This window comes from Bacillus sp. P4_E1 (genome assembly GCF_056401715.1).
In genome coordinates, this window is the sequence record NZ_JBFUIV010000017.1 from 70,981 (window position 1) to 84,145 (window position 13,165).

Consider the following 13,165-nt stretch of genomic DNA (forward strand, 5'->3'; position numbering starts at 1 on the left):
ATTGGTAATTAAGGAAAGGATTGGATGTAATGATCGAAATTTTGAATGTGTCAAAAAGTTATAATGGATCTACCTATGCAGTAAAAGATTTAAGTTTATCTGTACCGAGCGGAGAAATCTTTGGGTTTTTAGGACCGAATGGTGCGGGTAAATCAACGACAATTAAGATGATTACTGGTATTCATGGGGTGGACAAAGGAACCATTACAATCAACGGTAAAGATATTATGAAAAATCCGATGGAAGCGAAGAAAACATTTGGCTATGTTCCAGATAGCCCGGATATGTTTTTACGATTAAAAGGGATTGAATATTTAAACTTTATGGCTGATATGTATGAAGTACCGAAGGAAGTAAGACAAGAACGAATAGAGTCATTAGCGAAGAAGTTTGATCTGTACAATGCTTTATCTGATCAAATTCAAAGTTATTCACACGGTATGAGACAAAAGATTGTTATTATCGGTGTGCTCGTACATGAACCAGATGTGTGGATTTTAGATGAACCGTTAACAGGTCTTGATCCGAAATCTGCATATATTTTAAAAGAAATGATGAGAGAACATGCTGATAAAGGGAAGATTGTATTTTTCTCGACACACGTATTAGAAGTAGCTGAAAAAATATGTGACCGCGTCGCGATTATTAATAAGGGAAATCTTCAGTTTAAAGGGAATTTAAATGAAATGAGAGATCATTTTGAATCCAATGAATCACTTGAAAAAATGTTCTTGGAGATGACGGGCAATGAGTAAAATTTTGACGTTAACGAAAGTATTATTGAAATTAAATTATGCAGATTTCATAACAGATAAAAAGAAAAGATGGGCGTATTTATTTTCATTTGCAGCCATTTTATTTGTAGGTTTTTTAATATTCGGTTCGATGACCCATGGAATATATGAAGGAATGATACACCTCGGACAGGATCCAGGAATTGTTATTGCGATGGGATTAGCAGTTGCTAGTATATGGGTATTTTTGATGAGTATTATGAACATTTTAACAGTGTTTTACTATAGTAATGATGTTGAAATGTTGCTACCGTTACCGTTAAAACCAGCGCAAATTATTTCGGCAAAGTTCTTTACAGTGTTAATTACACAATACGTAATGAGCTCGTTTATTTTATTGCCTATCTTTATTACTTACGGTTTAAAGAGTGGTGCTTTCATTACATATTACATTTATATGATTGTCATTTACTTATTCTTCCCGATCATTCCGCTAGTTTTAGCTTCGTTAATTATGACAATTATTATGAGGTATACGAATATAGCGAAAAATAAAGATCGAGGAAGTATATTTATTGGAATCGTAAGTATACTATTTATCGTCGGAATCAATGTATTTATGCAATGGAGAAATAAAAGTGCAGTATCTGGAGCTGGAGATTCAGTTGCGAATTATCTTACAAATAATCAATCCTCCCTTTTCATACAAATGACAAATTATTTTCCAACTACATATTTTGGTGCAATGGGATTAGTAGAAAATGCATCGTGGAAGGGAATATTATACGTACTAATATACATTCTTATTTCTATCGCATTTTTCGGTTTGTTTTATTACATTGCAGAGCGTACATATTTAAAAGGGGTTATTGGACTTTCAACGAGTACAGCAAAGAAAGAGGTAATTTCAGCAGAAGGTTTACAGAAATCAACAGTACAAAGTTCTCATTTAAAAGCATATGTGAAAAAAGAATTTAAAACGTTATTCCGTACACCACAATTTTTCTTAAACTGTATTGTGCAAACTTTCGTTATGCCAATTATGCTGTTCTTTGTTTTGTTTGTACAAGATGGAAATTTAAAATGGATTACGGAATATATTGATAATCCAGAATCAGCAGGTTTCGCAATTGGTGTTGGCCTTTGTGCATCCTTATTTTTAATGGGGAGTAACGTTATTGCAACAACGTCATTCTCACGAGATGGAAGCTCTTGGTTTGTGAATCGTTACTTACCAGTAAAGGCTTCGGATATCTTTTTTGCGAAAGCGATAACGGCCTGGTTAATTAATGTAGTCATTTTAGGAGTATTCGGTATTACAATGGCATTTGTAGCAGGTATTTCGCCAGTCTTCATGATACTTTGGTTCTTACTAAGTGCGAACGGTTTATTGTTAATTAATTTAATCGGTACACGCTGGGATGCACAAACTGCAGATATTCATTGGGATACAGAACAGAAATTATTTAAAAGTCGATATACAACTTTGTGGAATTTTTTAGCTAATATTTTAATAGCTTTAGTTATTGTAGCGGGTGTAAGTGTATTATACTTCTTCCTTCAAGTAGGACTTTGGATTATGTTTATCGTTTTATTTGTAATGTTTACGATTGTAAATTATATCTTTATTAAAATTTTAAAATTAGGCGCTGAGCGTATATTGTCAAATATTAATTAAAAAGGTAGATCCTCTGTATTCGTGCAGGGGATTTATCCATAGATGGAGGAGAAAAGGTGAAGAAAATAGCAATTGTAACAGGGGCAACTCGTCTGAATGGAATTGGTGCAGCTGTATGCAAGGTGCTTGCTCAAAATGGGATAGACATTTTTTTCACGTATTGGCCTCGGTATGATAAAGCGATGCCATGGGGAATGAATGATCAAGAGCCCTTTTTGTTGAAAAAGGAAATTGAAAGTTACGGCGTTCGATGTGAAATGGCAGAAATAAACTTATCGCAGTCTTATTCGCCTAATCGTGTATTGTATATGGTATCAGAACGTTTAGGGGATCCATCTATTCTTATTAATAATGCGGCGTATTCTACTCCTACGAAAATTGAAGAGTTAGATGTAGAACAGCTAGATAAACATTATACGGTTAATGTTCGTGCTCCTATGCTATTAAGTTCATTATTTATTAAACATTTTTCACTTAAAACGAGTGGAAGTATTATTAATCTTACTTCTGGGCAGTCATTAGGCCCGATGCCAGATGAACTAGCATACGTAGCAACGAAAGGAGCAATAGAAGCATTTACAAAGTCAGTTGCACCAATTGCTATGGAGAAGGGGATTACAGTCAATGCTGTTGATCCAGGACCAACGAATACAGGATGGATTACAGAGGAATTACAGCATCATTTAGTATGGAAATTCCCGCAAGGAAGAGTTGGAGAACCGGTGGATGCGGCACGCTTAATTGCTTTTTTAGTAAGTGAAGAAGCGAAGTGGGTTACTGGGCAAGTCATTCATTCGAACGGTGGTTATTCATAAAAATATTATGTTAACAATTGTTGAGAAATAAAAAAATTAGTAATTATTTTGTTTTTTGTATAAATAAAATGTCAAGAAAGATAAAAAATTGATAGGGGAGTATGTTGTCATTTGTAGATTGTAAATCTTCATGTGACAACATACTCTTTTTCTTTTGCTACAGAGGAGGAAAATGTAGTAGAAAAAACTCGAATATTAAAATGAATTTATCGTTTTTTGTACGTATTATTATGAAGATTACTGTCGGAAAGATGGTGATTCGTATGAAAAGGGATTTTTTAAGGGGAAATAGAATCGTAAAGAGAAGGATAAAATTGTAAACATAGGGGGATTTTTATGAAAATGAAAAAGGTCGCTATCGCATCAGTAGCAATTGGTACAATGCTTACAATGGCAGCTTGTAGTACCTCCACAGATAAAGATGCAGCGAAGAAGGATCAGGCAACTGCACAAAATGAAGAGCAATCGAAAACGACAAGTGCAGATGAAGCGTCAAAAACAACGAAAGATACTGAAAAAGACACAAATACTTCTTCGAATGAAAAAACAGATAAGGATGCAAAAAATACAAAGGAATCATCAGGAACAGAAAGTAACGACAAAACAACAAAAGAAAAAGAAACGACAGGAAAAACGAATGATCAAACTACTAGCGGAAAAACAACAGATCAAAGTACAAGTACAAACAACAACGGAAAAACAACAGATCAAAGTACAAGTACAAACAATAACGGAAAAACAACGAAAGATCCGAAGAAAAGCGTCGCTGTGAAAACAAATGTAAAAGAAGTCGTTACATTAATTGAAAGCTTGGACAAGCAATTAGCTGCAAATCCTAAATTAGAAACAGTTAATAAAATCGGAAAACAAATTAATGAGAAGTGGGATGTCATTGAAAAAGAGTTAGAAGCATCACATCCGACTGAATATAAAACAATTGGCCAAAGTATGTATCCGTTAATTGTAGGAGCGGAGAAAGAAAAGATAGATGTTAATAAAATGAAGTCATTAACGACGAAAACGAAAAAAGATTTAAATCAATTATTAACGAAGCTTTCATAGTTTCAAAAGCCTACTCGTGTGAGTAGGCCTTTTTAGTTTGTTGTACATTCTTGTTGGGTGTTAAGAAATAAAGACTTCATTTGAAAGGAACATCACAATGATAAAAAAGAGTGATAACTATTAAAGATATTCTTTGATAGGAAGTCATATAAAATGCTCCCTTGTATTTATATTTGCAATTTAGTAGTTTTTAAAGTCCATTATTTTCTACAAAAATTTTATTTTGTAGAAAAGGGGAATGGATTGATATGTACGATAAAGAGAAATTTTATGATGAGGAAATTGCACTGTTAATGCAGCAGATTCTTGAAATCTGTAAAAGAGAAGAACTTCCAATGGTAGCTCAGTTTTATCTCGCTGAAGAGTCGCCATATGATGAGGAGTCAGTTACACCATTATATTGCACATCAATTATTATTCCTGGTGATTGTAACGATGAGGAAGGTATCCAACAATTGCAGGATATTGACGAGGTAATGAAATATGGAAAGAATGGTCCTCCATACTTTATGGCAGCAACAATACGAAAAGAATAAAAGAGCAGCTAGCAAAAGCTAACTGCTCCAATCGGTAATATTATTCCAAAAGTACTATTTTTCAAACTCGTCTAGTGCTCTTGCAGCAATTTTGACTTTAGAAAATGCACCACTGTTATTTTTAAATACAATCTGGTATTTACCATTAGGAAGCCAATCAGACCACTCAGTACTAAATTCATTAATAGTTTGTTGTCCAGGTGTTAACTTTCCGTTTGATAACCATCCACCTTTAGAATTATATAAATCATAACTGAAAGTTTCATTACCAATATTTTTAAGGAAAACTCTTAGATCCTTCCCGCCTTCATGGTGAAATTTGTAAATTCCTGAACCGTAAAAAGCGAACTCTTCATTAGCCTCTAAAGCATATTGAACTGGTGGAAGTTGCACTTGATTAGACTCAGTACTTGCAGGACTTACCTTTGTTTCTTCGGTTGCCGCGAATGTTGAAGTTTGACCTAAGCCGATAAGAGATGCAGCAATTACAGGGATAGCTAAGAATTTTTTCAAGATAAACACTCCTTATGGTTTTTAATTGAGATTTGCTCTCAAACACATAATAACCAATTAAGATGGATAGTTTAATAGAAAAATATTATGTTTTACAAAAGTAAGCAATAATTTATAAATAACGCAACATATTGACAAAAAGTTAAATAAAATAATCCTTTTACTCAAAAAAAATCGCCTGTATACTAAGAGGCAATCTTTTTTGAGTTGTTTGTAATGGCTAATTACAGGTTTTAAATACTATTTAGTGTTATTTCTACTTTCCAAAACCTGCTCCATATTATTAGTCGCCCATTCCATCATTAAAAGGATAATTGGACGTAATGACTCGCCAAGTTCAGTTAACGAATATTCTACTTTAGGGGGCACTTCACGATATACCTCCCGATGTACGATGCCATCTGCTTCAAGTTCTCTAAGTTGAAGTGTTAACATTCTTTGGGTGATATTAGGTTTTAATCTTTTTAATTCATTAAATCGTTTCTTACCATCTAATAAATGATAAAGAATAACACCTTTCCATTTCCCGCCAATAACCTCGACGATAGCTTCTACTGGACAAGAATATTTATTTAAAAATGGATAATTTACATCATCTTCTTTTGAACTAATCATAAAAAGACTCTCCCTTAACAATAGTATCTTTTTTGATACTATAGCACATAAATGTGCGTACTTGTATCATTGTTACTTTAAAAATATAATTTGGTTAAATAATAATTTAATGAAAAGGGGATCTTTTATGACTAACACAAAACAAAATACAAAACAAAAAATTATTGAGGCTTTTAACTTTAGACATGCATGTAAAGAATTTGATCCTATGAAGAAAATTTCAGAAGATGATTTTAAATTTATTTTAGAAACAGGAAGATTATCTCCTTCTTCTTTTGGATATGAGCCTTGGAAATTTATTGTGGTACAAAATAAAGAATTAAGAGAAAAACTATTACCATATTCATGGGGAGCAGGTGGGCAGCTTTCAACAGCAAGTCATTTTGTCATTGTTCTTTCAAGAACCATCAAAGATATGCACTATGATGCAGAGTATATTCAGCACATGATGAAAGATATTATTGGATTGCCTGAAGAAGCTCAACAGATGAGATATGAATTCTTCAAAAAATTCCAAGAATCGGATTTTAAATTGTTAGACTCCGAACGTGCTGTATTTGATTGGTCATCGAAGCAATCTTATATTGCTTTAGCTAATATGATGACTAGTGCAGCTCAAATCGGTATTGATTCTTGTCCAATGGAAGGATTCGATAAAGAAAAAGTAGATTCTTTACTTCGTCAAGAAGGAATTTTAAAAGATGACAATCTTGAGGTGTCAGTTATGGTTGCATTCGGATACCGTAAAGGAGAACCACAATTTAATAAAACAAGACAAACTATGGATACTATTGTTGAATGGATTTAATAAGATAAATTTGTATCCATATAACAAAAAAAACGCTACCCTGTCTATAGAAAGGATAGCGTTTTTTTATGTCTGTTTTTAAATTTAGCGAGAATGCTTTGTGAATAGTTGAATTGCCTTTTCAGGTACATAGAATTTCCCGTTGCTTTCTACAACGATGCCTCCTAATTCATAATCTTTCCCACCAATATAGATAATGTTTTTATTAACAAACAATTTGGCCTCCGTATTATTGCGTTTTACTACAAGCACCGGGTTTCGTACATCTTTTTTGTCAATCGTTACAGTTGCACCAATTTGTTTAAAGGATGTTTCAGCATCTAAGAATAATTTCTTAGATAATTCTCCTAATTGAAAGCCCATTGCTTTGGCCATTATTTTCGCAATGTCTGTATTTTGGACTAAACCGTATGGCTTTTGAGGACCGTAAGAGTATAAGAATACATCTTCACCCGTATGACCACCAGTTGTAAAACCGATGTTCGCACGGTTGGCCAATAATTTAGTAAAGATTGGACCTACATCAGTTTTCTTTCGTGCAGCTTTTAACAGCTCTTTTTCATTATCAGTTAGGTCGTCTAAACCGTAAAGTGCAGCGACCTCTTTTATATTAGATAAATCATCTTTTAGTTTATTTGTAGCACCTTCAAGTGTCATTTTCGCCTTTTTCAGTGGGGCAATGTAAGCTGATACTGGTGTAGTATCATAGCCTTTTGTGGTATTGCTGTTACCAATGGAAATACCGCTATTACCATGATCCGCTAAAGCAATGACCATAGTGTTACCGTCTTTCTTCGCAAATTCTAATGCTTCTGTAACTGCATCATCAAATGCCAATACATCGCTAATCATCCCGATTGGGTCATTTGCATGTGCTGCCCAATCTGCCTTACTACCTTCTACAAATAAGAAGAAACCATCTTTATCTTTTGATAATGTTTGAATTGCTTTTCTCGTCATCTGGGAAAGAGTTGGCTGCTTAGGATTGGTTATTATACGATCCATATCGAACGCAAGGGCAGTATTAGAGAAAGAACCCCAGATTTTCTTTGATTTGGAGTTTAATAACGCATCTTTTGTTTCGACAAAGTCATACCCTTTGTCTTGAATCACTTTTACTAAATCTTCGTTGTCTTTACGAATTCCGTTGCTTGTCGTAGGCTGAAGTGCTGCTTTTCCACCACCTAATACAACTTCTATATTTTGATACACTTGCTGTTCACCAAGTACTTCGAAATCTTTACGGTTAACGTGGTGGGCAGAGAAACTAGCCGGAGTAGCATGTTGAATTTCTGATGTAGCAATGATTCCTGTCGCGCGGCCAGAACGTTTTGCGCCTTCTAAGACGTTGGCAACTGGACGAAACTTGCATTCTTCTTTCACTGGTTCTAAGCCAGGTGAATTCACAACAGAAGGTAATACGCCCACGTAGCCTGAATTTGATTTATTTCCTGTCGCTAAAGCTGTGGCTGCTGGTGCAGAGTCCGTAATAGCTGATTCGGCTGAATACGTACGAACACCTCCGGATACAATTTGATCTAGTGCAAGAGGTGAACCTTTATACCAGCGGGCTAATGTTGTAGCAGAAGAACTTGTCCCATCTATAACCATGAAAATCACATTTTTAGGTTGCTTTCCTGCTTTTTTTACCTCAGCTTTTACCTCGTTATCGTTCATTATGATTCCTGTTGCTAATGTAAATAGTGCTACCATTCCCGCTAATGTTAGTCCCATTATTTTTTTTCGAAGAGTAGTCATTGTGGTTCCTCCATAGGTCGTTTTCGATATCCCAATCTAACGTTCGTATGTAAACAAGATTTATTATTAGTAGTACCCCATTGCAACGAAACTAACAATAACTATGGAGTCGAAAAGTTAAATTTAAGCTACTTCTTCAGCAAAATATTCTCTTCATATAAAACTTCTTTGCACCCTTAGTTACATGGTCTTTCCTATAAAAAGAATCTTCTCTTTATTTTATGGGAAACATTTAAAAAAGGATGGTGGGGACATGACAATTGATCGAGTTTGTACAATTGGGCCAGCGAGTAATAATGAAGAAACGTTAGCGCAGTTAATAAACAATGGTATGAAAATTGTTCGGTTAAATTTATCACATGGTACGCATGAAAGTCATAAAGACATCATTCGTTTAGTAAAATCGTTAGACGATTCTATTAAAATTCTAGGGGATGTACAAGGTCCTAAAATAAGATTGGGTGAAATGAAAGAGGAACAAATTACACTTGAAGCAGGGGAGTTATTTACTTTACATACCAATCCAGTTCAGGGGAATAAAGAAGGAGCAAGTGTTGATTATGTGGGGATTGCGAATGACGTAAAAGTTGGAAGTAGAATTCTTATTAATGATGGAGAAGTTGAGTTAATCGTTGAAAAGATAAGTTCGGAAAAAATAGAAACAAGAATAAAAACAGGTGGAAATATTTCCTCTCATAAAGGGGTGAACTTACCAGGTACAATTGTTAGTTTGCCAGCTATTACGGAGAAAGATAAAAAAGATATTCAATTTCTTCTAGAAGAGGAAGTTGATTTTATTGCGTGTTCTTTCGTTCGAAAACCTAGTCATATAAAGGAAATACGAAGTTTTATACATGAACATAAAGAAACATCTCCTAATTTAATTGCAAAAATAGAAACGATGGAAGCAATCGAGAATTTTCAAGACATATGCAAAGAAGCGGATGGCATTATGATCGCAAGGGGAGATTTAGGTGTGGAATTGCCGTATCAATTTATTCCGCTTTTGCAAAAAATGATGATTCGTGAGTGCAATCGAACGAATACATATGTCATTACAGCGACACAAATGCTTCAATCTATGGTAAATCATTCTATTCCTACAAGAGCTGAGGTGACAGATGTATTTCAAGCTGTACTGGACGGGACGAATGCTGTTATGCTTTCTGCTGAAAGTGCGTCAGGAGAGCATCCAATCGAAAGTGTGAAAACATTATGTCTCGTTTCTGAATTCGCTGAGCATGTAAAAAAAGACGGTCCTTTTGCGATGAAAGATGTATTGGAATTGCTGCATAAGTCTCTTTAGTTTATATAGAAGGATTTATCTCTCATCCTAAAAACGTACGGAAAGGAATCAGGATAGGAGGTGCTATTTTAGTATTTACTTACAGATTGAAAGGTGGCATTCCAGCTGCCTATATGAAAGAATCATTATGGAACATGGAGGTCTTTCGGAAATCTAAAGAAGGATTTTAAATTAATTAATCCAATTATCTCATTTAAAATATGTTCATTCCTATTCATAAATGATATCCTTATAGTTGAATACTTTTGCTGAATCAGCAAGAATTTGTTGTTCTTTCTGTATGAATTCAACTTTTTTATGGAAAGATATGTTAGTAAGTGTGCAATTTGAACGTTTTATTTTTTAGAGTATGATAGGAGGAGAATGAATATGGAAGCAATTGAAGTAGGCGAAGTTTTTAGTCTTACCGATGAGAATAATGAAGAACAGGAAGTTGAAGTGCTTGGAGCGATGGATGTCGAAGGTGCAGAATACATTGCAGTTGCCTTTGTAGAAGACATTCAAACAGAAACTGAGGAAGACATTGATATCTTCTTTTTAAAAATAGAAGAAGATAATGAATTCTCATACATAGAGAATGACGAGGAATTTGAAAAAGTATCTGCGGCGTTCGAGAAGATTATGGACGAGCAAGAACAAGAATAATAATAGTTAGACAAAAGAGGGAGATGCATATCTGCCCTCTTTTTTGTATAGGGTTGAAAAATATTTCCCTAATGTCTGTTTACAGTCCACAATCCACTATGAATCATAAACTTCGTTTGTGTTCGTGGAAGCCGCATCTAATAGAAGGAAAATCGACGCTATAATATGTATAGCGATTTGTATATAGGGAAAGAAAGCAACTAGAATAGCCAAGATTCCTATATAATTAGCATAGGCTTTCATGCCTTCCTTTTTAGCTAATACACTAGTGATGATATGTAGTAAAGTAATTACTATAAGTAACGGTATCCCATATAAGTTAACTAGCCCTTGAAATAAATAACAAGGAATTAATAAAAGATGGGAGATACCTGTAGTCCACTTCAATGTTTTTACAACTGCCCTCAAAGTTAATTCCTCCTAAATAATATGTTTGTATGAATATATTACCAAATATAGTGGGTGAATGGATATATTTTTTGTGATTTACATTTAGAGGACACGGTAATTGTATTATGTAAACTTAATGGTTCTTTATTTATGCACTAGAAAAACCACCCAAATGAGGGTGGTTCGTATTATAAATAATTACGTAAAGAAGAAAGGGGAATCTTCACTTCAGTACCTTCCTTCATATTGCGCAATACAACGGTTTCTGTAGATAGTTCCTCTTCACCAATTATTAGCACATACGGGATATTTTCTTTATTTGCATAATTAAGGGCACGTTTCAATTTACGTCCAGCTAGTTCAAGTTCGACTTTTAAGGAAGTAGTAGAACGCAATTGCTGGGCGATTTGTAAACATTGTAATTCTGTCCCGAGTGGAATGATAAAAAGATCTGCTGTAGATGGTATGGTTTCTTTCTGTGATAGAGCTGTATAAATGACATCTAATCCGAATGAAATACCGACTGTTGGATAGTTCATATTATCACCACGGAATGCTCCGATAATATTATCGTATCGACCACCGCTACCGATGCTAGATGTAATCGTGCCATCTTTTAGAAAGATTTCATACACAGTGCCTGTATACATTGTGAGTCCTCTTGCTAAAAACGGATTGAATATCGTATTTTCATTTATTCCGAGAGCGAGTAAGTATTGCTGTAGTTGTTGCAATTCGTTTACTCCATCGGCGACAAGTGTATTATTGAAAGTGTCTTTAAAGTCGGCTATAGGGAGCTTTAGGCAAGATAAAACAGTATTACATATTGTATCGGCCATTTCTACAGTAACCCCGCGCTCCAATACATCTTTTCGTACACCATCAATCCCAATCTTTTCGATTTTATCCAATGATAAAATTACGTCACTCGTTAGTTCAGTAGGGATGTTAATAGACTGGAGAATACCGTTTAATAATTTTCGGTTATTATATTGAATTGTTACTTCTAAGTTTAACGTTCGGAATAGTTCAAATGCCATGCTCATGAGTTCAGCTTCTGCCATGACAGACTCTACACCAACTATATCAACATCGCATTGAATGAACTCACGGAATCTTCCTTGTTTAATCGGACCATCTCGAAATACTTTCCCAATTTCATAACGTTTAAAGGGTAGGCGGATGTTCGGATTCATCGCCACGACTTTAGCGAATGGAATTGTTAAATCGTAACGTAAGGCAAGCTCGCGTTTTCCTTGATCCTTAAGTGTATATATTTCTTTTAAAATTTCATCGCCACCACCGTACTTGTAAGACATAAGCTCATACATATTTAACGTTGGTGTCTCTAAGGGTTTACAGCCATAACGTTCAAACGTATCTTCACAAGCTCTTTTAATTTTATTTCGTAGTACTTGTTCCTCTGGTAAATAATCTTTTGTCCCTTTTACATTTTTCATTTCCACCATAATCACTCCTCTTTTAAATTAAAAAAAGCTATGCAGGTATAAAAATACCCACATAGCTTTATGAACGCTTCGTGGGTCAACAGGAAAAGCCCTGTACCCACGAAGAAAAATTTTTCTTCGGATACACGGCGTTACGTATGATGATGAAGTTGGAAAGAAGTATTAAAAGTTCGCATTAAAAATCTCTCCTTAACATAAGTTTTTCCAAATTATATCAGATGAATTTGGAAATATCAATATTTTCAGTTTTGAAGAATACGTGAAGTTATGTAGGAGAAATTGAAAAGAGTGTATAATAAAAGAAAACTTAATAATATGAAATAACTTTTTAAGGAGACCGCTATGAAAAAAGATAAAACTAATGCGATGCGAATATTAGATAAAGAAAAAATTGAATATTCGATGATGTCATATGATCCGGACGATGGGAAAATTGATGGAGTATCCGTAGCAGAGAAAATTGGACGAGAAGTGAGAGAAGTATATAAAACACTTGTCGCTCAAGGGAATAGTAAGGATTATCATGTGTTCATTATCCCAGTAGATGAGGAACTAAATTTAAAAGCAGCCGCAAAGGCGGTCGGTGAAAAGAAGATAGAAATGATTCCTGTTAAAGATATTACGAAAGTTTCAGGGTATATTCGCGGCGGTTGTTCACCAGTAGGAATGAAGAAATTATTTTCTACATGTATTGATGAAAGTGCCCAATCACTTGAAACAATCATTGTAAGTGGCGGGAAAATTGGAGTGCAAATTGAGCTTAAAGTTGATGACTTGGCGAAAGTGACGAGAGCGCAGTTTGGTGAAATAACGAAATAAGTATACATAGGAAAAGA

General features: G+C 34.6%; 14 protein-coding genes. 9 read left to right on the forward strand and 5 right to left on the reverse strand.

Annotation, left to right across the window (positions count from 1 at the left end):
* Positions 1 to 29 precede the first annotated feature (29 nt).
* The 5 genes from AC1DS7_RS21450 (at position 30) to AC1DS7_RS21470 (ending at position 4,825) form a co-directional block, all read left to right on the forward strand.
* Positions 30 to 755: an ABC transporter ATP-binding protein gene (locus tag AC1DS7_RS21450; RefSeq protein ID WP_002033261.1), complete on the forward strand. Its 726-nt coding sequence runs from the start codon at positions 30 to 32 to the stop codon at positions 753 to 755.
* Positions 748 to 2,412 (forward strand): putative ABC transporter permease subunit, encoded by a 1,665-nt coding sequence (locus tag AC1DS7_RS21455; protein WP_002128285.1) that lies wholly within the window; start codon positions 748 to 750, stop codon positions 2,410 to 2,412. The genes AC1DS7_RS21450 and AC1DS7_RS21455 overlap by 8 nt, the downstream gene beginning before the upstream one ends.
* Positions 2,413 to 2,468: 56 nt before the next feature.
* Positions 2,469 to 3,227 carry an SDR family oxidoreductase gene (locus AC1DS7_RS21460; protein WP_002185366.1) on the forward strand — a complete coding sequence of 253 codons (759 nt, stop codon included), beginning with the start codon at positions 2,469 to 2,471 and terminating at the stop codon, positions 3,225 to 3,227.
* A 336-nt stretch (positions 3,228 to 3,563) separates the two neighbouring features.
* Positions 3,564 to 4,289 (forward strand): hypothetical protein, encoded by a 726-nt coding sequence (locus tag AC1DS7_RS21465; protein ID WP_088039830.1) that lies wholly within the window; start codon positions 3,564 to 3,566, stop codon positions 4,287 to 4,289.
* A gap of 248 nt (positions 4,290 to 4,537) precedes the next feature.
* Positions 4,538 to 4,825 (forward strand): hypothetical protein, encoded by a 288-nt coding sequence (locus AC1DS7_RS21470; RefSeq protein WP_016096651.1) that lies wholly within the window; start codon positions 4,538 to 4,540, stop codon positions 4,823 to 4,825.
* 54 nt (positions 4,826 to 4,879) lie between these two features.
* Here AC1DS7_RS21470 and AC1DS7_RS21475 read toward each other — a convergent pair whose 3' ends face one another.
* Entirely contained in the window at positions 4,880 to 5,338 is a 459-nt protein-coding gene (locus AC1DS7_RS21475) for a hypothetical protein (protein WP_016096650.1), read from the reverse strand.
* 240 nt (positions 5,339 to 5,578) lie between these two features.
* Complete coding sequence (locus tag AC1DS7_RS21480) at positions 5,579 to 5,953, reverse strand: winged helix-turn-helix transcriptional regulator (protein WP_002128279.1); 375 nt, start codon at positions 5,951 to 5,953, stop codon at positions 5,579 to 5,581.
* Between the two features lie 127 nt (positions 5,954 to 6,080).
* Here AC1DS7_RS21480 and AC1DS7_RS21485 point away from each other — a divergent pair, with 127 nt between their 5' ends.
* The gene (locus AC1DS7_RS21485; protein ID WP_107888003.1) at positions 6,081 to 6,761 is read left to right on the forward strand and encodes an NAD(P)H-dependent oxidoreductase; all 681 of its coding nucleotides are present in this window, start codon (positions 6,081 to 6,083) and stop codon (positions 6,759 to 6,761) included.
* Between the two features lie 84 nt (positions 6,762 to 6,845).
* On the opposite strand, the gene AC1DS7_RS21490 is transcribed toward AC1DS7_RS21485, so the two are convergent.
* Positions 6,846 to 8,519, reverse strand: coding sequence for an alkaline phosphatase (locus AC1DS7_RS21490; RefSeq protein ID WP_476999191.1), 1,674 nt, complete (start codon positions 8,517 to 8,519; stop codon positions 6,846 to 6,848).
* Positions 8,520 to 8,772: 253 nt separating this feature from the next.
* On the opposite strand from AC1DS7_RS21490, the gene AC1DS7_RS21495 reads away from it, so the two are divergent.
* Together AC1DS7_RS21495 and AC1DS7_RS21500 are read left to right on the forward strand one after the other, a co-directional pair.
* The gene (locus tag AC1DS7_RS21495; protein WP_476999192.1) at positions 8,773 to 9,825 is read left to right on the forward strand and encodes a pyruvate kinase; all 1,053 of its coding nucleotides are present in this window, start codon (positions 8,773 to 8,775) and stop codon (positions 9,823 to 9,825) included.
* Between the two features lie 363 nt (positions 9,826 to 10,188).
* Positions 10,189 to 10,470 carry a DUF1292 domain-containing protein gene (locus tag AC1DS7_RS21500; RefSeq protein WP_476999193.1) on the forward strand — a complete coding sequence of 94 codons (282 nt, stop codon included), beginning with the start codon at positions 10,189 to 10,191 and terminating at the stop codon, positions 10,468 to 10,470.
* Between the two features lie 96 nt (positions 10,471 to 10,566).
* Here AC1DS7_RS21500 and AC1DS7_RS21505 read toward each other — a convergent pair whose 3' ends face one another.
* Both AC1DS7_RS21505 and AC1DS7_RS21510 read right to left on the reverse strand, forming a co-directional pair.
* Positions 10,567 to 10,878 carry a hypothetical protein gene (locus tag AC1DS7_RS21505; protein ID WP_098636535.1) on the reverse strand — a complete coding sequence of 104 codons (312 nt, stop codon included), beginning with the start codon at positions 10,876 to 10,878 and terminating at the stop codon, positions 10,567 to 10,569.
* Positions 10,879 to 11,048: 170 nt separating this feature from the next.
* Positions 11,049 to 12,329 carry a histidine--tRNA ligase gene (locus tag AC1DS7_RS21510; protein ID WP_476999194.1) on the reverse strand — a complete coding sequence of 427 codons (1,281 nt, stop codon included), beginning with the start codon at positions 12,327 to 12,329 and terminating at the stop codon, positions 11,049 to 11,051.
* A gap of 342 nt (positions 12,330 to 12,671) precedes the next feature.
* Between AC1DS7_RS21510 and ybaK the strand changes: the two genes are divergently transcribed.
* A complete protein-coding gene (ybaK, locus tag AC1DS7_RS21515) occupies positions 12,672 to 13,148 on the forward strand; it encodes a Cys-tRNA(Pro) deacylase (RefSeq protein WP_016100996.1) in 477 nt (158 codons plus the stop codon).
* The last annotated feature ends 17 nt before the right edge of the window (positions 13,149 to 13,165 follow it).

Excerpts from the sequence above, each read along its gene's own strand:
- AC1DS7_RS21480 (WP_002128279.1), bottom strand. The coding sequence starts at position 5,953 with ATGATTAGTTCAAAAGAAGATGATGTAAATTATCCATTTTTAAATAAA.
- AC1DS7_RS21485 (WP_107888003.1), top strand. The coding sequence starts at position 6,081 with ATGACTAACACAAAACAAAATACAAAACAAAAAATTATTGAGGCTTTT.
- AC1DS7_RS21450 (WP_002033261.1), top strand. The coding sequence starts at position 30 with ATGATCGAAATTTTGAATGTGTCAAAAAGTTATAATGGATCTACCTAT.
- AC1DS7_RS21495 (WP_476999192.1), top strand. The coding sequence starts at position 8,773 with ATGACAATTGATCGAGTTTGTACAATTGGGCCAGCGAGTAATAATGAA.
- ybaK (WP_016100996.1), top strand. The coding sequence starts at position 12,672 with ATGAAAAAAGATAAAACTAATGCGATGCGAATATTAGATAAAGAAAAA.
- AC1DS7_RS21470 (WP_016096651.1), top strand. The coding sequence starts at position 4,538 with ATGTACGATAAAGAGAAATTTTATGATGAGGAAATTGCACTGTTAATG.
- AC1DS7_RS21455 (WP_002128285.1), top strand. The coding sequence starts at position 748 with ATGAGTAAAATTTTGACGTTAACGAAAGTATTATTGAAATTAAATTAT.
- AC1DS7_RS21510 (WP_476999194.1), bottom strand. The coding sequence starts at position 12,329 with ATGGTGGAAATGAAAAATGTAAAAGGGACAAAAGATTATTTACCAGAG.
- AC1DS7_RS21465 (WP_088039830.1), top strand. The coding sequence starts at position 3,564 with ATGAAAATGAAAAAGGTCGCTATCGCATCAGTAGCAATTGGTACAATG.
- AC1DS7_RS21490 (WP_476999191.1), bottom strand. The coding sequence starts at position 8,519 with ATGACTACTCTTCGAAAAAAAATAATGGGACTAACATTAGCGGGAATG.
- AC1DS7_RS21500 (WP_476999193.1), top strand. The coding sequence starts at position 10,189 with ATGAATATGGAAGCAATTGAAGTAGGCGAAGTTTTTAGTCTTACCGAT.